Raw genomic sequence first — 18427 nt, forward strand, 5'->3', positions numbered from 1 at the left:
TATGACGGATAAAGAAAGCAGACCAGAATGGGCGCCTGAAAATGCAACAAAAGGCTTCACAACAAAAGTAATGAAAGGTGTTGAAGGTGGTCATGACGGCTTTAGCGATAGCGCAATGAAGTCGTCTCGGTTACCTGTGACTCCAATAAAACGAGGTCTGTCACTTGATGAAGTTGTAAATGGCATTTTAAACAATAATCGGACGATCCTTGCTCGTGCGATTACGCTTGTCGAAAGTAACGCCTATAAGCATATTGAAAAAGCGCAGCAAATTCTTAACCGTATTCTTCCATACACTGGTAAGGCGTTAAGAATTGGTATCACAGGCGTTCCAGGTGCTGGTAAAAGTACGTTTATTGAAGCTATGGGAAGTTATCTTTGTGGTCTTGGACTTCGGGTTGCTGTTTTAGCTGTCGATCCTTCAAGTAGCATCACTGGCGGCAGTGTTCTCGGTGATAAAACGCGGATGGAGAAATTATCACGCGAGAAAAACGCTTTTATTCGCCCATCACCATCTGGCGGCACTCTTGGCGGTGTAAACCGGAAAACAAGAGAAACAATGCTTTTATGTGAAGCAGCAGGCTATGACGTTATTTTGATTGAAACAATCGGCGTTGGTCAAAGTGAAGTCGTTGTTCGTTCGATGGTTGACATGTTTGCCCTTATCGTGCTAACCGGTGCTGGCGATGACTTGCAAGGCATGAAAAAAGGCGTCATGGAACTAGCGGATATCATTATCGTCAACAAAGCAGATGGCGACAATGAACAAAGAGCATTAATTGCCCAAAAAGAGTACAGTCAGATTTTGCACTATTTGCGACCATCAACAGAAGGCTGGGAAACAAAAGCCTATACTTGCTCCGGCTATTACGGAAAAGGCATCGATGTCATTTGGGAAGAGATGAAAAACTTCGAAGCGAACATCAAAGCCTCTGGCGTCCTAGAAAAAAGACGTGAGTCACAAGTAAGAGAGTGGATTTATGCGATGATTAAAGACCAGCTTGAACAAAAATTCTTTAATCATTCAGAAGTGAAAAAAGTGATGCCAGAAATAGAAAAGGACGTTATTACTGGGAAACAACCCGTAACCCAGGCCGTCAAATTTTTATTTGAACAATACGAAAAGGTTCCAGAATAAGGTACGTAACATAAAAGGGTAGATTGATTGCATACAAGCAATCAACTACCCTTTTTTATACTCATAGATACTTGGTTTATTTAATAAAATCTGAAGGTGAGTGATGGGGGTAACTCACCTTCAAAATCTAGGGAGTCTAGGGGTATGGGGCCTAGATTTATTATTATAGTTCCCTGTTTAAGAAAAATTAAACATAAAAATGTATTAAATTTGCTTCACTCCCACTAAATTGTTACTATTGTTTTATATTACTGTTTAAAGGTGGGAGAGACATAGATGAATATGGATTATAATATGTTTATGAACGACATTGTTGACAATGCCAGAAAAGAAGCCGTTGCGGCTGGCTTTACAGAGGCAAAGACTCCAGAGGAAGTCGAAGAGGCTTTCAAAAAGTCGGGGACAACACTTGTATTGATTAATTCAGTTTGTGGCTGTGCAGGTGGCTTAGCTCGTCCGGCAGCGGCACATGCTATTCATTATGATAAAGTACCTGACCATATGGTTACTGTTTTTGCGGGTCAAGACCGAGAAGCAACCGAAAAAGCCCGGGAGTTTTTTGTAGGTTATCCACCTTCATCACCTTCTTTTGCTTTAATGAAGGATGGCAAATGTGTAGCTATGGTAGAACGTCATGAAATCGAAGGTTCAGAGCCAATTGAGGTAATCCAAAAACTGCAGGGAATTTTCGAAGAATATTGTGAGGAAATTTAATTTTTAAGGAGAAGACCGAAAACGGTCTTCTTCTTTTTTTGTAAAAAATATTATTCTGAAATATTTATATATTTAATCTATTTGCCAAGCCCTTGATTCCATTTTGAAACATGATAAAATTCAATTTAACGCATAATTATCAACTGAAATTAATATTTATTACTCTTTTGAAACAAGGATTTTACAGCATAGGAAAAAGGAGGAAATCATATTGAGAAAATATATTAGTATTGCGTTCGCACTATTTTTGTTCCTTGGACTTTTAGCAGCCTGTGGTCAAGGTGGTAATAATAATGAACAACCATCAAGCACGAACGGTGGAACTGGGGAAGCTAAAAAAGTATTAAAGATGGGTACATCTGCAGATTTCCCACCATTTGAATTTGTGGATACAGCAAAAGGGGAAGACATTATCGGTTTTGATGTCGACTTGGCTAAAGCAATCACTGACAGACTTGGATATGAATTGAAAATTCAAGATATTGATTTTGCAGGTTTGATTGAAGCGTTAAAATCAGGCAGAGTGGATATAGTTTTAGCAGGGATGTCTGCAGACGAAGATCGGAAGAAAAGTGTAGATTTTTCAGATGTCTATTTTTTAGCTAATCATATGGTTATTTTTAAAAAGGAAACTGGTTTCAAATCAATTGAGGATTTAGCTGGTAAAACGGTAGGTGTCCAATTAGGCTCCATTCAAGAGGAAAAGGCAAATGAAATAAAAGTAACAACTGATATTAAGATTGAAAGCAGAAACCGCGTTCCTGAGATTGTCCAAGAATTAAAAGTAGGTCGTTTTGATGCAATCATTGTTGAGGATGTTGTTGCTAAAGGATATTTAGATAAAAATAAAGACTTGGCCAGTTTTTCACTTCAAAGCGATGAAGAAAACGGTTTTGCAATCGCCTTTCCAAAAGGTAATGACAAGCTTGTAGCCGAATTTAATAAAGTAATAAGTGAAATGAAAGCAAGCGGCGAGCTAGACCAATTAATTAATAAATGGTTTGGCGGGGAGCAATAATAAGAAAAACGTGAGCGGCGAATCGGTGTGTTTTGCCGCTTTTCCTAGTGAATATAGAAATGAGGTGTCACTAGTTTGGATTTTGGACCGATTATGCCATCCGTTCCCTATATTATTAAGGGGATTTGGATCACTTTACAGGTTGTTGCTGTTTCAACAGTATTAGGGTTTGTTCTAGGTGTTTTGTTAAGTTTATTTAAAATTTCAAGAATTAAAGTGCTTCAGTGGTTTGGAGATGCTTATACATCTATTTTTAGAGGCACACCGTTAATTTTACAGCTGTTTATTATTTATTATGGATTACCACAATTAATCGACTATCAAATCCCGGCTTTTATGGCTGCTGTTTTGGCATTTGGCTTAAATTCAGGGGCGTATGTTTCGGAAATTATCCGCGCTGGAATTGAAGCGATTGATAAAGGACAACGTGAAGCAGCAATGGCGTTAGGTGTTCCCTATGGACAAATGATGAAAGATATCATCTTGCCGCAGGCGATGAAAAATATCTTACCTGCTTTAATGAATGAATTTATTACGTTAACAAAAGAATCTGCCCTTGTCTCTGTTATTGGGGTAACAGATATTATGCGCCGTTCCTATATTGTTGGTGGTGACCATTATTCATTCTTACCGCCAATGCTAATTGCTGGACTTATATATTATGTGATGGTAATGGGATTAACTCTTCTAGGGAAACGCATGGAGAGGAGGATGAAACGTAGTGATTAAAGTAGAAAATTTGCATAAAACATATGGGAAATTAGAAGTGCTGAAAGGGATTACGACGACGATTGCTAATGGTGCTGTTGTTGCGATTATTGGCCCATCTGGTTCTGGAAAATCAACATTTTTAAGATGTTTAAATAAGTTAGAGGAACCTTCGGAAGGAAAGATATGGATTGAAGAGGAAGAAATAACCAATCCGAAAACAAATATAATGAAAGTAAGACAAAAAATCGGCATGGTTTTTCAACATTTTCACCTATTTCCGCATATGACAGTTCTTGAAAATTTAACGTATTCGCCAATCAAAGTCAAAGGCCTTTCAAAGGCAGAAGCTGAAAAAAAAGCAAGAGCGCTTTTAGAAAAAGTAGGGCTATTAAATAAAGCGAATGAATATCCTAGCCGTCTATCAGGTGGTCAAAAACAGCGTGTTGCAATTGCACGGGCGCTGGCGATGGAACCAGAGGCGATGTTATTTGATGAACCAACATCAGCTCTTGACCCGGAAATGGTAAAGGAAGTGCTCGATGTAATGAAAACACTGGCACATACAGGAATGACGATGGCGATTGTTACTCATGAAATGGGGTTTGCAAAGGAAGTTGCCGATCGTATTTTATTTTTAGATCATGGCGTTCTCGTTGAGGATGCACCACCAGATGAATTTTTTTCAAATCCGAAATCTGAGCGTGCTAAAGAATTTTTAGCGAAAGTATTATGAGATGACAAAAATCATCTCTTTTTTTATGCTCAAAATCAAAGCTGTTTTTAGCACAAATTAAGGCTATAATGACAATGAAAGGAGGGCTATATGCTAAAAATAGGAACAAGAACTTTAAAAACAGCAATAGGAACCGTGCTTGCTATTAGCATTGCTAAATTTTTTGATTTAGACCATTACGCATCCGCAGGAATATTGACGATTCTTTGTATCCAAGCCACAAAAAAGAAATCAGTCAAAACAGCTTGGGCTAGATTTGTAGCCGCTCTTATTGGCATTGTTTTTTCATTCATCTTTTTTGAAGGAATCGGTTATTACCCGATTGTTATTGGGATTATACTAATATTTTTTATACCAGTAGCGGTACGTTTGAAAGTTCAAGAAGGGCTTATAACTAGCTCCGTAATCATTTTACAATTTTTTAATTCACAGGACATGTCGATCACTTCCATTGCGAATGGGATTTTTATTCTGATTATTGGCATCGGTGTGGCATTGTTAATGAATTTATATATGCCAAGTGCTGAGAATAAATTATTTGCTCTGCAAAAGGAGCTTGAAGCACAATATAAGAAAATCCTAAATGAAATGTCCATTTATTTAAAAGAAGGGGATCACCTTTGGGATGGCAGAGAAATTACGGAGTCCTATCATATTATTCAAATGGCAAAAACTTTGGCAGTACGTCATCGGGACAATCGTTTTTTAGGTGTCGACGATGATTTTTATAAATATTTTAAAATGAGAGAAAAACAATTTGAGGTCATCGAAAGGATGCTTTCCCTCGTTACATCAATAAAAATTTCAATGCTCCATTCTAAAATAATTGCCGATTTAATCGATGAGATTGCCGATGCCGTGCATTCTGGAAATACGGCGATTCTTTTTTTAGAAAAATTAGAGGGCTTGCACAAAACGTTTAAGGAGATGCCTCTGCCGCAAACACGGGAAGAGTTTGAAATTCGTGCGTCTTTGCTAAATTTTTTATGGGAACTTGAAAAGTATTTGAATATTAAAAGGTATTATCGGGAAAGCGATGTATGAAAATAGGTGGGGAGTATAAAACTATCATCAAATATAGACGATGAGGATGAGTTCAAATGCTTGAAAAGGTGCTACTTACGATTATGTTACTTTCACCATTATGGCCAATCGGACAAAATCCAATTGTCGGCGACCCGTTTCTAATCGTTAATAAAAAAACAAACCAACTAGCCTATATTAATGAGGGTAAGCTGCAAAAGATTTATACGGTTGCGACTGGACAAGAGGATGACTTAACACCGCTTGGAAAATTTACAATCACGGTAAAAGCCATCAATCCTTATTATCGAAAGAAGGACATCCCTGGTGGGGCTAAAGAAAATCCGCTTGGAACAAGGTGGATTGGCTTTGATGCAGAGAATACGGATGGAAGAATATATGGGGTTCACGGGAATAACAATCCCGATTCAATTGGAAAGTATATAACACAAGGCTGTGTACGAATGTATAATGAGGAAGTAGAGGAGATTTTCTCTGAAGTCCCAATCGGAACACAAATTGTCATTGTTTCATCTGACCAATCATTTGTTAGACTAGGCCAAAAATATGGTGCGATTCAACAAGACAATCCAAATAATTTAAAATCCTTTTTAGATAATTTTATTTTGGTCACTCCGAGTACATCTTCGTGACCATTGTAACCGGATAAATCTGGAATGTCTTAATATGGAGCCTCTCACTCATGTTCTTTTTGAGTCAGCTTTAAAATAAAAAACTAATTCCAGCTAGTAAAGTTGTTAATAGCAACGTGGACAACATTAAATAAACCATGATTTTCATTAATTTACGATTCATTTTGTAAATACCCCCTACAAATATACTCTATTTTATTGTACTATTTTATTAATGTTTAGGACAAGGGGAAACAGCTTGTCGAAATAGATGAAAAATTGCGAAATTCTTAATGTTTAGCAGGAAATTAGGTAATAGATGTCGAAAAGGTTAAACCATGACTTTTGAGCGTTTGTACATAAGGAGGAGAAATAAGTGGTAAAAAAGATAGACCATATTGGAATTGCGGTAAAATCAATTGAAGCATCATTACCGCTTTACACAGAAAATCTAAAATTAGAGCTTTTAGGGATTGAAGAAGTGGAATCAGAAGGAGTGAAAGTCGCATTTTTAAAAATTGGCGAATCAAAAATAGAATTGTTAGAACCGCTGCATAGTGAAAGCCCAATCGCAAAATATATTGAAAAAAGAGGAGAAGGTATTCATCATATAGCATTAGGTGTCGATGGTATCGAAGAAAGAATACAAGAAATTAAAGCAAATGGCTTGCGCATGGTCAATGAAGAGCCAAAGACAGGCGCAGGTGGCGCACAAATTGCTTTTATGCATCCAAAGTCATCTGGTGGTGTATGCTTTGAATTATGTGAAAAGCCTGAAAAGGGGGAGAAATAATGGATATTTTTGAGAAAATTAGTGAGTTGTATGATCGTCGTCGTGAAGTAGAACTTGGGGGCGGTGATGCACGTATTGAGAAACAGCATGAGAAAGGGAAATTAACAGCTAGGGAAAGAATTGATCTATTGCTCGACAAAGGAACATTTGTTGAAACCGATCCATTTATTGATCATCGTTGTGTTGACTTTGGCATGGCGAATCAACAAGGACCTGGCGAAGGCGTTGTCACTGGTTATGGGAAAGTGAATGGTCGTATTGTTTTTGTATTCTCACAAGATTTTACCGTTTTTGGCGGGGCATTAGGTGAAATGCATGCTTTGAAAATTTCTAAAATTATGGACCTTGCTGCGAAAAATGGTGCTCCAGTTATCGGTCTAAACGACTCAGGGGGAGCAAGAATTCAAGAAGGTGTTCTTTCACTTGATGGCTATGGACAAATTTTTTATCGGAATTCGATTTATTCGGGGGTTGTACCGCAAATTTCGGTTATTATGGGACCTTGTGCAGGTGGTGCTGTATATTCTCCAGCAATTACAGACTTTGTATTCATGGTTAATAAAACAAGTCAAATGTTCATCACGGGACCAAAGGTTATTGAAACAGTAACAGGGGAAAAAATTTCATCAGAAGATCTTGGTGGTTCAAAGGTACATAATACAATTAGTGGTAATGCTCATTTCCATGCGGAAAACGAAGAGCAAGTGTTAAATGATGTTCGTCGTTTACTTGGTTATTTGCCACAAAATTATGAGGAAAAAGCACCAATGGTTGATTACTTAGAAGAAGATGATCATTATCGTCCAGACTTAACAGAAGTGATTCCGTTTGACGCCATTCGCCCTTATGATGTTCGAGTTGTCATTGACCAAGTTGTCGATAAAGACTCATTCATGGAAATTCATGCGGGATTTGCGAAAAATATTGTTGTAGGTTTTGCCCGTATTAATGGTGAATCTGTTGGATTAGTATGTAATCAGCCGAAGGTGATGGCAGGTGGATTAGATATTGATTCATCTGATAAAACAGCACGGTTTATTCGTTTATGTGATTCTTTCAATATACCAATTATCACGTTTGAGGATGTTACAGGCTTCTTCCCAGGAATTAAACAAGAACATGGCGGTATTATTCGTCATGGGGCAAAAATTCTTTATGCCTATTCAGAAGCTACTGTTCCGAAAATTACAGTAATCACTCGTAAAGCTTATGGTGGCGCTTATGTGGCATTGAATAGTAAGTCAATCGGCGCAGATATTGTGTACGCATGGCCGAATGCGGAAATCGCTGTAATGGGTCCACAAGGGGCAGCAAATATTATTTTTGCAAGGGAAATAAATGAAAGTGAAAATCCTGATGCTAAACGTCAGGAAAAAATTGATGAATACCGCGATAAATTTGCAAACCCATATGTTGCTGCTTCACGCGGAATGGTCGATGATGTTATCGATCCGCGTGAAACAAGGATTAAGCTTATTCAAGCGCTTGAAATGCTTCGCAACAAAAAAGAGGAAAGACCTCGCAAGAAGCATGGAAATATTCCATTGTAAACTCATATTGAAAACGAGCTAGGCAGAAGCTTAGCTCGTTTTTTATTTCCACTAAATAATCTGAACTTCAAGCCATTTTCGCACACTATTGATAAACCAAATTTTCGTGCATACTTTCAAGTCAGCTATCGTTATTGTTTTTTCATGAATTTGTCCATTTTTTATTAAGGTGTCGCGAAATGTACCCGCCAATAAACCGCTGCTTACTGGTGGTGTCCACATTACGCCATCGATTTCCAAAACGACATTCCCATTCGTAAACTCTGTCAGCTCTTTATTTTCATTCCACAGAAGTACATCGTAAACTTCAGGATGTTGTTTTTGAAACCTAGTATAAACATCTCGATTTGTTGTTTTATGATAAAGGAATGGATTTTCTTTTGATATTGGTTGGTCAGCAAGTGCGACCTTTAAAGGTGTTTTTGACTGTGTAATTGGAACACCCTCCATTTCTATTTCTCCATTTCTTGTTAGAAGAAGCCGAATCTTTAGCTTGCCATTGTTATTTTGATTGGCGAACTCAAGTAAGCTGTTTTTGATATCCTTTAATTTATATTGGAAACTGAAATAATCTGCCGAGTTTTGCAGGCGATTAAGATGTTCTTCTAATAAAAAATATTCACCTTCGCTTAGCAGCAAGCTTTCTAGTAATTGAAATGGAGGTTGCTCTTTATCAAGGAAACTCGCTTTTGCAAGAATTTCGTTATATTCACCTTCCACCGTTGAATCCCAAGTAATCCCACCGCCAACACCATAAGTTGCTTCTCCTGAATATTGGTCGATGATTACTGTTCTTATCGGGACATTAAAGATTGCTTCCTTTGTTGGTGTTATAAAACCAATCGCACCACAATATACTTCGCGTGGCGCTGTTTCTAACTCGGTAATAATGTCCATTGTACGGATTTTTGGAGCACCTGTAATCGATCCGCAAGGAAAAAGTGCTTTTAAAATAACAATAAGCTCTTTATTAGGTGCAACTTTGGCAGTAATTGTTGATGTCATTTGATGCACGGTAGGATACCGTTCGATTTCAAACAGCTTCGCAACATTTACTGTACCTGTTTCAGCTATCATACCTAAGTCATTGCGAAGTAAATCAACAATCATTACATTTTCAGCACGGTTTTTTTCTGAATGATAAAGAGAATTTGCGATTTCTTCGTCTTCTATGCATGAATATCCTCGTTTCGCTGTTCCTTTCATCGGTTTTGTCGTGATGTTACCATCTTTTAAATGAAAAAATAGTTCAGGTGAGGTAGATAAAATACTATGCTCTCCTGTATTAATATAAGCACAATAATTGGCAGTTTGTGCTTTTTTTAGTTTTTCAAAAAAAGCAAGATCATCACCTTGAAATTCGGAATGAAGGCGAATCGTATAATTCACCTGATATGTATCGCCGCTTTCAATATATTGTTTAATAGTCGAAATTGCCGATTCGTATTCCTCCATATTCACAGAAGACTGCCATTTCTCAACATGATATGTACCTGTGCTAGTTAGCGAATGATATTCTGGCTCTGAAAATAGTCCAAACCATAATAATGGCATTGTATTCCTTTGCTTAGTACGAACAGCCTTATTAAATGCCGCGGCACTCTCATATGACAGAAAACCAGCGGCATAATAGCCATTCTGTACAGCATCTTGAATGATTTGTAAGCAAGGCAATACCTCTTCGACAGTGTTAGCAACAATAATTTTATCTGGGTTGCTAAATGTAAGTGGCTGAAGTTCTCCTGCTGCGCTTTTAAATTCAAATGATAAGATAGGTTTCTTCGTTTCTGTATTTTTTGTTTGCATCATTACGTTCCTTTGAAATAGTTATTAAATTTAGAATGTATATTATGTATTGTAGACAAGAAAATCTAGCTTGAACATACTGTATTTAGAAAAATGGAACAAAAGCAGTACCTAAGTCATATACATCGTTTTTAATTTGGTAATCCCACCTATAAGTTATATAATAAAAAGGGAAATGTTAACAACAGGAGGAATCCCATTATGATAAATAAAGACCGATTAGTGCAAGAATTTATGGAGCTTGTTCAAGTAGATTCGGAAACAAAAAATGAAGCTGAGATTGCAAAAGTTTTAATACAAAAATTTGAACAGTTAGGTTTGCAAGTTGTTCAGGATGACACAACAGCCCAAACTGGGCATGGTGCGGGAAACTTAGTTTGTACTTTAAATGGCACAAAGGAAAATGTTGATGCAATTTACTTTACCTCCCATATGGATACGGTTGTGCCTGGGAGGGGCGTAAAACCGTCAATAAAAGATGATTATATTGTAACGGATGGAACAACGATTTTAGGTGCGGATGATAAAACGGGTTTGGCAGCGATGCTTGAAGCAATTAAGGTGTTAAAAGAACAAAATATCGAACATGGCACGATTGAATTTGTCATTACAGTTGGTGAAGAATCTGGTCTTGTCGGTGCAAAAGCGTTAGATTCATCATTAATGACTGCCAAATTCGGCTATGCCTTAGATAGCGATGGAGAAGTAGGCAACATCGTTGTTGCAGCACCAACGCAGGCAAAAATCAAGGCAATCATTAAAGGAAAAACGGCCCATGCTGGAGTGGCCCCTGAAAAAGGTGTTTCAGCGATTACTATTGCCGCTAAGTCAATCGCAAAAATGCCGTTAGGAAGAATTGATAAGGAAACAACCGCTAACATTGGCCGTTTTGAAGGTGGTAGCCAAACGAATATTGTATGCGATTATGTAGAAATATTAGCTGAGGCACGTTCATTGGTTGATGAAAAAATGCATGCCCAAGTAGCGAAGATGAAAGAGGCATTTGAAACAACGGCGAAAGATATGGGCGGGGAAGCTAATGTTGAAGTCGAGATTATGTACCCTGGCTTTAAATATAGTGATGGCGATCATGTTGTGGAGTTAGCCAAAAAAGCAATCACTACTATTGGCCGTACTCCAAAGCTTGAGCAATCAGGGGGTGGCAGTGATGCCAATATTTTTGTCGGACATGGTATTCCAACGGTAAATCTTGCAGTTGGCTATGAAGATATTCATACGACAAAAGAAAAAATGCCGATCAAAGAATTAGTAAAAACAGCGGAGCTTGTCGTTGCTATTATTAAGGAAGCAGCAAATCAATAGCGATTATTTGGAAGTGAGACATCATGCATCATCTTTATCCTAAAAAAGGCCGAGTAATTCTTCACGTTGATATGAATTGCTTTTATGCAGCTGTTGAAATGTCATACAACCCAGCGCTTAAAGGAAAACCATTGGCGATTGCCGGGAATCCAGAGGAGCGGCGGGGAATTATCGTCACTTGTAGCTATGAAGCAAGGGCAAAAGGTGTGAAAACAACGATGCCGCTTTGGGAAGCGAAAAGATTATGCCCAGAGTTGATTGTCAGACGACCTGATTTTGAAAAATACCGCAAAGCTTCATTAGAGATGTTTCACATCCTAGCGAAATACAGTTCAGTAATCCAACCTGTTTCGATTGATGAAGGGTACGTAGACATAACGGAGAGCTACAAATTAGGTTCACCAATACAAATCGCTCATAAAATGCAGGCACAAATTTTAACTGAATTGGATTTGCCGTGTAGCATCGGGATTGCCCCGAATAAATTTCTCGCCAAAACAGCTTCAAATATGAAAAAGCCAATGGGAATCACGATTCTAAGGAAACGGGATGTTCCTGTTAAACTTTGGCCATTACATGTAGAAGTGATGCATGGCATCGGCAAACGGACAGCGGAGAAATTAAATAAAATTGGAATTACGACGATTGGGGAGCTTGCCAAAGCAAATGACTATCAGTTAAAACAGCTCTTAGGGATTAATGGACTACGGTTAAAAGAACGGGCGAATGGTGAAGACAATCGTCCTGTTGACCCCGATGCTGTGTCTGATTTTAAAAGCATTGGTAACTCAACGACTTTACCCGAAGATACGACGGATGAAGGGGAGATAAAGGCTGTTTTTGCACGTTTAGCTGCTTCTGTAGAAAGAAGGATGCAGCGAAAGCAGATGGTTTCTTGGAATATCCAAATTACGCTTCGCTATTATAACCGCGACACTGTTACAAGAAGCCGAAAGCTGAAAAATGCGATATTTACAAAAGAAGATATTTTTCAAGCGGCGTGGTATTTATATAAACAGCATTGGACTAGGGAGCCGCTTCGTTTATTAGGAATTACGGCTCAAGACCTTGAAGAAAAACATGATTCTACAAAGCAGCTCAATTTATTTACATTCGAAGAAGAAGCAAAGGATGAGCCTTTAGTGGAAACAATGGAAAAGTTAAAAAGCAAGTATGGCGACAACATTATCGTTAAAGGTATTGAAAAGAAGGTCCTTGATAACAGTGTGCCGACAACAAGCTTCCAAAAAGATTTTTTAGAAGATTTTAAGCTGGGAGAGGAGGAATAACGCGTGGAGCTAATATTTTTAGGTACAGGTGCAGGTGTTCCTGCGAAAGAACGGAATGTATCGGCGATAGCGCTTGACCTACCGCAAGAAAGAGGAACAACTTGGTTGTTTGATTGCGGTGAGGCAACCCAGCATCAAATTTTACATACAGCAATTAAGCCCCGCAAAATTGAAAAAATATTTATTACCCATCTACACGGAGACCATATATTTGGATTGCCTGGACTTCTTGGCAGTCGCTCTTTTCAGGATGGCACTTCCCAACTTACGATTTATGGCCCGAAAGGAATTAAGGAATATGTAGAAGTGTCGCTAAAAGTAAGTTCAACACATTTGAAGTATCCTTTAGAAATAGTGGAAATTGAAGAGGGTATCATTTTCGAAGACAATCAGTTTATCGTTGAAGCGGGAAAGTTGGAGCATGGCATACAAAGCTTTGGATATCGCATCATAGAGAAAGATTCAAGAGGTGCGCTTCAAGTGGATAAGTTGAAAGAATTAGGGATTTCTCCTGGTCCGATTTATCAAAGGATTAAAGCAGGGGAACAAATTACATTAAATGATGGAACAAAAATCAATGGCGCTGATTTCGTTGGTCAAGACAAGCCTGGAAGAAAGCTTGCCATTTTAGGAGACACACGCTATACCAAAAAGGCTGTGGCATTGGCATCTGATGTCGACTTACTTGTCCATGAGGCAACCTTCGGGAAAGAAGATGGTACAATAGCCCATGATTATTTCCATTCAACGAACATTCAAGCGGCCCAAGTTGCCAAAGAAGCGAATGTGAAGATGCTTATTTTGACCCATATTAGTTCACGCTATCAAGGTAATGACAGTAATGAATTATTAGATGATGCTAGAGAAGTGTTTCAGAATGTATGTATAGCCTCTGATTTATGTAAGTATAAAGTCGAAAGGGGAAATGAGTAATGACAACTGCACTTTTTTCACCATTTACAATTAAAAATACAATTTTTAAAAATCGCATCGTCATGTCACCGATGTGTATGTATTCATCCGACGAGGAGGATGGAAAAGTACAAAACTTTCATATCACTCATTATATAAGCCGGGCAGTTGGGCAGGTGGGGCTGATTATTGTTGAAGCAACGGCGGTAACACCACAAGGCCGAATTTCAAAACATGATTTAGGAATATGGGATGATGATCATATTGAAGGCTTAAAAACTATCGTGGACCGCTGCCACGAACATGGAGCCAAAGTTGGTATTCAACTGCAGCATGCGGGAAGAAAAGCAACCGTTGATGGTGAAATCCTCGCTCCATCAGCCATTCCATTTAGTGGAAATATGAAAACACCAAAAGAGATGACGAGTGCTGAAATTAAAGAAACAATTGCCGATTTCCAAATGGGGGCACGCCGGGCAAAAGAAGCGGGATTTGACGTGATTGAAATTCATGGAGCCCATGGCTATTTAATTCATGAATTTCTTTCACCATTAACAAATCAGAGAAATGATGAATATGGTGGTACCGCTGAAAAACGCTACCGTTTTTTAAAAGAAGTAATTGACGCTGTAAAAAAAGAATGGGATGGGCCTCTCTTTGTTCGAATATCCGCTTCAGATTACCACCCAGAAGGCTTAACAGTTGAAAACTATTTAGACTATGCAAAGGAAATGAAAACTCAAGGGGTCGATTTAATTGACTGTAGCTCGGGAGGTTTAATCCCAAATGCAAAGATTGATATTTATCCTGGATATCAAGTGCAATTTTCAGAAAAAATTAAAAGCTATGCAGACATTTATACTGGTGCAGTTGGTTTAATTACGTCGAGTCTCCAAGCAGAAGAAATTGTGAAAAACAGTCGAGCGGATTTAGTCCTTTTAGGCAGGGAGCTATTGAGAAATCCTTATTGGGCATATGAAGCTGCAAAACAATTAAACGCCTCCATAGAAACACCAAAACAGTATGAGCGCGGCTGGATTTAGTAATGTTCGGTCAATCTGTTATATTACAAATAACAATGCTGTTATATAACTTAAAATAACGTTTAAACATTGCTGTATAGACGTATTTTGAATATAAGATAATCGTGTTATATAATTTTTTTAAAAAAATATATAACATTTATCACTGATATGATGTATAATACATTATATAATTGATTTAGTTAGTAGCTATATAGCGATTTTCTCAAGGGGGAGGAGTAGCAATGTCAATATTACCTAAAAAGAATGAATTAGGCTTCTTTGAAATTAGATTAGAATCTATCGGTGGTCTTGGTGCAAACCTAGCAGGAAAAATGTTAGCTGAAGCGGGTGTTCTTGGTTTGGGATTAAATGGCTCAAACTTTTCTTCTTATGGTTCAGAGAAGAAGGGTACACCAGTAAAAAGTTTTATTCGTTATTGCGACGCTGATGTTGAAATTCGCGACCACAGTCCCATTATGCAACCACATGTTGTTGGGGTGTTCCATGAAGCTTTATATAAAACAATAAATGTTGTAAGCGGTTTACAAGCAGACGGGATTGTCCTTGTAAACTCAACTCGTGATTTTGATGATGTAAAAAAGGATTTAAAGCTTGAATACGGTACATTAGCAATTGTTGATGGATTAGGGATTGCTGTAGAGGAAAAAACAAAAGTTAATACAGCGATGTTAGGAGCGTTATTTAGAATTATTGACTTCCTTGACCCAGAAGCGATGAAAGCCGTTATTAGGAAAACGTTCGAGAAGAAATACCCACATTTTGTCGAGCCGAATATCCGCACTTTTGAACGGGGCTATAATAGTGTTCAATTTAAAGAATACAAAGTGCCTGAAGGTGCAGAAGGAAAAGCTTTTAAAATGCCAGAGTCTAGACTAGGCTATGAAACACAGGAAATTGGCGGTGTGATTACCGCGCAAGCAAATAGTATTTTAAAAGATTTAAGCGGTTCAAGACAAGGCTTCCTACCAGAATTTAAAATCGAGAAATGTATCAACTGTGCTCAATGTGATACGGTTTGCCCGGATTTCTGCTTTGTTTGGGAAGAAGCGGAAGACAAGCGTGGCCGGAAGCAAATGTTCTTAAAAGGGATTGATTATCAGTATTGTAAAGGCTGTTTAAAATGTGTGGAGGCTTGTCCAACGGAAGCGTTGATTGATATGCGTGAGGCACTAGGTTATGCTGATGAAAATCGCGTGGCACAAAAATTTCCAAGAGTACTAGAAGGGGTGATGTAATATGGCAATGATCGAAAAAGAGTTACAAAACGCTAATAATAAGGCAGAACAACTCGTAACATTTGAATCTGGTAATGAAATGGCTGCGATGGCTGCAGCGCAAATTAATTATCATTTAATGGGTTACTTCCCAATTACACCATCTACAGAGGTTGCGCAATTTTTGGATCAAATGAAAGCACGCGGTGAGCATGATATTCAATTAATTGCTGCCGATGGTGAACATGGCTCAGCAGGTATTTGTTATGGAGCAGCAGTTGCTGGCGCTCGTGTATTCAATGCGACTAGTGCGAACGGATTTATGTACATGCTTGAACAGCTGCCTGTCCAATCCGGAACTCGTTTTCCAATGGTTATGAATCTAGTAACACGCTCGATTAGTGGGCCATTAGATATCCGTGGCGACCATTCTGATTTATATTTTGGCTTGAATATTGGCTGGGTGATTTTAACAGCACCCACCCCTCAAGCAGTTTATGATATGAATATTATGGCACTTAAAATTGCTGAGCATTCTGATGTAAGACTTCCTGTCATTGTAGCTTATGATGGCTTCTTTACATCGCATCAAAAACGGAAAGTAAGCTATTTTGCTGATCGTAAAACAGTGCAGCAATTTGTTGGAGAACGCCCAACAAATTATCCTGTTGTCGTTGACCCGCGTAACCCAGTAACGATTGGTGCCCATATGGATGGCCATGATTTAATAAACAATAACTATCAACAATCAGAAGCTTTATATAGAGCCTATGATGTATACAAAGAAGTAGCTGCAGAATATGCTGAAATTTCAGGTCGTAAATACGAAGTTTTAAATACGTATAAAATGGAAGATGCAGAAGTTGCTTTATTCTTGATTAACTCAGCAGCGGAAACGGCAAAAGATGCTGTTGATAAGCTTCGTGCCAAAGGCATTAAAGCGGGTGTCATTAGTCCGAATATTATTCGTCCATTCCCTGCTGAAGATATTCGTAAAGCTCTTAAAAATGTGAAAGCCCTATTAGTTGGTGAGCGTGCGGATTCATATGGCGGCAATGGAGCAAACATGACGCATGAAATTAAATCTGCTCTTCAAGAAGATAAAAATAATAAAACGATTGTTTTAAGTCGTGTATTTGGTATTGGTGGTAAAGACTTCTTCGCAGAAGAAGCGGTGCAAATGTTTGAGATGGCCATCGATGCGATGGAAAAAGGGTATGCTGAAAAACCGTTTGACTACTTTGGTATCGTACCTGGCAAGTCTGAAAATAAGCTGAAGCCCGTTATTAGACCGATGCATGGTGATGATTTCAAAACTGGTTTAATCGAAGTGACACCAGATCCAACAACAAATAAATTAAAAGTTAAAATCCCGCCATTGCGCCAATTAACAACGAAGCCAAAGCGTCTTGGTTCAGGACATGGCGCATGCCCTGGTTGTGGTATTTTCCCAGGACTTGAACTGTTTTTCAAAGGCATCGAAGGCGACGTTATTACATTATTCCAAACAGGTTGTGGATATGTTACAACAACTGCTTATCCATATAGTTCACATAAACAACCGATGATGCACAACCTATTCCAAAATGGTCCAGCAACATTGTCTGGAACAGTAGAAGCATTTTATGAAATGAGACGCCGTGGTGAAATTGAATTTGATGATGATGTTACATTTGTGATGATCACTGGTGACGGTGGCATGGATATCGGGATGGGGTCAGCCATCGGTACGGCTAACCGCAACCATAAGCTAATTATTTTAGAATATGATAATGAAGGTTATATGAACACTGGTTCACAAATGTCTTATTCAACGCCTTTTGGTCATATGACGAGTACAACAAACGTTGGCAAGACGCAACAAGGAAAAGCGTTCCACCATAAAGATACAGCGCAAATTATGGCGGCAACAAACATTCCATATATTTTCACTGGAACAGAGGCATTCCCGCAAGATTTAGTGAAAAAAGCAGCAAAAGCGCAATGGTATGCCCAACATGAAGGAATGTCCTACGGCAAAATTTTAATTACTTGCCCGTTGAACTGGAAATCAGAAGACCGCTATGGAAATACAATTATGGATGCAGCCGTAAACTGCAACTTCTTCCCGCTATATGAGGTTGAACATGGTGAAACAACAATCACATACAACCCAGAAGAGAAGAAGACGAAAGTGGAGCTTTCCGAATGGTTGAAATATATGGGCAAAACAAAGCATATGTTACAAGAAGAAAATAAAGCTTTGTATCAAGAATTTGAGAAAGAAATTGAGCGCCGTTGGAAGCGTCTGAAAGCAATGCATGAAAACCCATATCTATAAGAAAAACGCGGTTGCGTTTTTCCTGAGGTAAGAAGTGGGAATCGGAGAAATAGCCGATTCCTTTTTTTGTTTCTATATAAAAAAACACAGCTTTGTTCAAGTCAATTTTCACCTTTAAATCGAACCTGTTCGTTTATTTAAAGACTTCTTTTTAATTCACAATAGAAATTCTCTCATGTGCCTACACGAATTATTTTAACTTCAA

At 38.3% G+C, this 18427-nt stretch carries 17 protein-coding genes; 15 read left to right on the top strand and 2 right to left on the bottom strand.

Annotated elements, in window-relative coordinates; all coding sequences use genetic code 11:
- Position 1: 1 nt before the first annotated feature.
- The 7 genes from meaB to GX497_07860 all read left to right on the top strand — a co-directional run bounded on the left by meaB (position 2) and on the right by GX497_07860 (position 5990).
- Positions 2 to 1138 carry a methylmalonyl Co-A mutase-associated GTPase MeaB gene (gene meaB / locus GX497_07830; GenBank protein ID HHY73121.1) on the top strand — a complete coding sequence of 379 codons (1137 nt, stop codon included), beginning with the start codon at positions 2 to 4 and terminating at the stop codon, positions 1136 to 1138.
- Between the two features lie 276 nt (positions 1139 to 1414).
- Positions 1415 to 1852: a BrxA/BrxB family bacilliredoxin gene (locus tag GX497_07835; GenBank protein ID HHY73122.1), complete on the top strand. Its 438-nt coding sequence runs from the start codon at positions 1415 to 1417 to the stop codon at positions 1850 to 1852.
- Positions 1853 to 2063: 211 nt separating this feature from the next.
- On the top strand, positions 2064 to 2870 hold the full coding sequence (locus GX497_07840) for a transporter substrate-binding domain-containing protein (protein HHY73123.1): 807 nt from the start codon (positions 2064 to 2066) through the stop codon (positions 2868 to 2870).
- A 93-nt stretch (positions 2871 to 2963) separates the two neighbouring features.
- Positions 2964 to 3599: an amino acid ABC transporter permease gene (locus GX497_07845; protein HHY73124.1), complete on the top strand. Its 636-nt coding sequence runs from the start codon at positions 2964 to 2966 to the stop codon at positions 3597 to 3599.
- Positions 3592 to 4314, top strand: coding sequence for an amino acid ABC transporter ATP-binding protein (locus GX497_07850; GenBank protein ID HHY73125.1), 723 nt, complete (start codon positions 3592 to 3594; stop codon positions 4312 to 4314). Before GX497_07845 ends, GX497_07850 begins: the two co-directional genes overlap by 8 nt.
- Positions 4315 to 4404: 90 nt before the next feature.
- On the top strand, positions 4405 to 5358 hold the full coding sequence (locus GX497_07855) for an aromatic acid exporter family protein (protein HHY73126.1): 954 nt from the start codon (positions 4405 to 4407) through the stop codon (positions 5356 to 5358).
- Positions 5359 to 5414: 56 nt separating this feature from the next.
- Positions 5415 to 5990 (top strand): L,D-transpeptidase, encoded by a 576-nt coding sequence (locus tag GX497_07860; protein ID HHY73127.1) that lies wholly within the window; start codon positions 5415 to 5417, stop codon positions 5988 to 5990.
- 70 nt (positions 5991 to 6060) lie between these two features.
- Here GX497_07860 and prli42 read toward each other — a convergent pair whose 3' ends face one another.
- On the bottom strand, positions 6061 to 6153 hold the full coding sequence (gene prli42 / locus GX497_07865) for a stressosome-associated protein Prli42 (protein HHY73128.1): 93 nt from the start codon (positions 6151 to 6153) through the stop codon (positions 6061 to 6063).
- Between the two features lie 192 nt (positions 6154 to 6345).
- Between prli42 and mce the strand changes: the two genes are divergently transcribed.
- The gene (gene mce, locus GX497_07870; protein HHY73129.1) at positions 6346 to 6762 is read left to right on the top strand and encodes a methylmalonyl-CoA epimerase; all 417 of its coding nucleotides are present in this window, start codon (positions 6346 to 6348) and stop codon (positions 6760 to 6762) included.
- Positions 6762 to 8312, top strand: a complete 1551-nt coding sequence (locus GX497_07875) for a methylmalonyl-CoA carboxyltransferase (protein ID HHY73130.1) — start codon at positions 6762 to 6764, stop codon at positions 8310 to 8312. The genes mce and GX497_07875 overlap by 1 nt, the downstream gene beginning before the upstream one ends.
- 51 nt (positions 8313 to 8363) lie before the next feature.
- On the opposite strand, the gene pabB is transcribed toward GX497_07875, so the two are convergent.
- Complete coding sequence (gene pabB, locus GX497_07880; GenBank protein HHY73131.1) at positions 8364 to 10118, bottom strand: aminodeoxychorismate synthase component I; 1755 nt, start codon at positions 10116 to 10118, stop codon at positions 8364 to 8366.
- A 201-nt stretch (positions 10119 to 10319) separates the two neighbouring features.
- On the opposite strand from pabB, the gene GX497_07885 reads away from it, so the two are divergent.
- The 6 genes from GX497_07885 (at position 10320) to GX497_07910 (ending at position 18222) form a co-directional block, all read left to right on the top strand.
- On the top strand, positions 10320 to 11441 hold the full coding sequence (locus GX497_07885; GenBank protein ID HHY73132.1) for a M20/M25/M40 family metallo-hydrolase: 1122 nt from the start codon (positions 10320 to 10322) through the stop codon (positions 11439 to 11441).
- A gap of 23 nt (positions 11442 to 11464) precedes the next feature.
- Complete coding sequence (locus tag GX497_07890; protein HHY73133.1) at positions 11465 to 12730, top strand: DNA polymerase IV; 1266 nt, start codon at positions 11465 to 11467, stop codon at positions 12728 to 12730.
- Positions 12731 to 12733: 3 nt separating this feature from the next.
- Positions 12734 to 13663, top strand: coding sequence for a ribonuclease Z (locus GX497_07895; protein ID HHY73134.1), 930 nt, complete (start codon positions 12734 to 12736; stop codon positions 13661 to 13663).
- Entirely contained in the window at positions 13663 to 14685 is a 1023-nt protein-coding gene (namA, locus tag GX497_07900; protein HHY73135.1) for an NADPH dehydrogenase NamA, read from the top strand. Before GX497_07895 ends, namA begins: the two co-directional genes overlap by 1 nt.
- 224 nt (positions 14686 to 14909) lie before the next feature.
- Positions 14910 to 15923, top strand: coding sequence for a 4Fe-4S dicluster domain-containing protein (locus tag GX497_07905; GenBank protein HHY73136.1), 1014 nt, complete (start codon positions 14910 to 14912; stop codon positions 15921 to 15923).
- Position 15924: 1 nt separating this feature from the next.
- Positions 15925 to 18222, top strand: coding sequence for a pyruvate synthase (locus GX497_07910; GenBank protein ID HHY73137.1), 2298 nt, complete (start codon positions 15925 to 15927; stop codon positions 18220 to 18222).
- The last annotated feature ends 205 nt before the right edge of the window (positions 18223 to 18427 follow it).

This window comes from Bacillus sp. (in: firmicutes), assembly GCA_012842745.1.
Classification (GTDB): Bacteria; Bacillota; Bacilli; order Bacillales; family Bacillaceae_J; genus Schinkia.

Coding starts and splice junctions, on each gene's coding strand:
- meaB (HHY73121.1), top strand. CDS start 2: ATGACGGATAAAGAAAGCAGACCAGAATGGGCGCCTGAAAATGCAACA.
- GX497_07835 (HHY73122.1), top strand. CDS start 1,415: ATGAATATGGATTATAATATGTTTATGAACGACATTGTTGACAATGCC.
- GX497_07845 (HHY73124.1), top strand. CDS start 2,964: ATGCCATCCGTTCCCTATATTATTAAGGGGATTTGGATCACTTTACAG.
- GX497_07855 (HHY73126.1), top strand. CDS start 4,405: ATGCTAAAAATAGGAACAAGAACTTTAAAAACAGCAATAGGAACCGTG.
- GX497_07860 (HHY73127.1), top strand. CDS start 5,415: ATGCTTGAAAAGGTGCTACTTACGATTATGTTACTTTCACCATTATGG.
- prli42 (HHY73128.1), bottom strand. CDS start 6,153: ATGAATCGTAAATTAATGAAAATCATGGTTTATTTAATGTTGTCCACG.
- GX497_07875 (HHY73130.1), top strand. CDS start 6,762: ATGGATATTTTTGAGAAAATTAGTGAGTTGTATGATCGTCGTCGTGAA.
- pabB (HHY73131.1), bottom strand. CDS start 10,118: ATGCAAACAAAAAATACAGAAACGAAGAAACCTATCTTATCATTTGAA.
- GX497_07885 (HHY73132.1), top strand. CDS start 10,320: ATGATAAATAAAGACCGATTAGTGCAAGAATTTATGGAGCTTGTTCAA.
- GX497_07890 (HHY73133.1), top strand. CDS start 11,465: ATGCATCATCTTTATCCTAAAAAAGGCCGAGTAATTCTTCACGTTGAT.
- namA (HHY73135.1), top strand. CDS start 13,663: ATGACAACTGCACTTTTTTCACCATTTACAATTAAAAATACAATTTTT.
- GX497_07905 (HHY73136.1), top strand. CDS start 14,910: ATGTCAATATTACCTAAAAAGAATGAATTAGGCTTCTTTGAAATTAGA.
- GX497_07910 (HHY73137.1), top strand. CDS start 15,925: ATGGCAATGATCGAAAAAGAGTTACAAAACGCTAATAATAAGGCAGAA.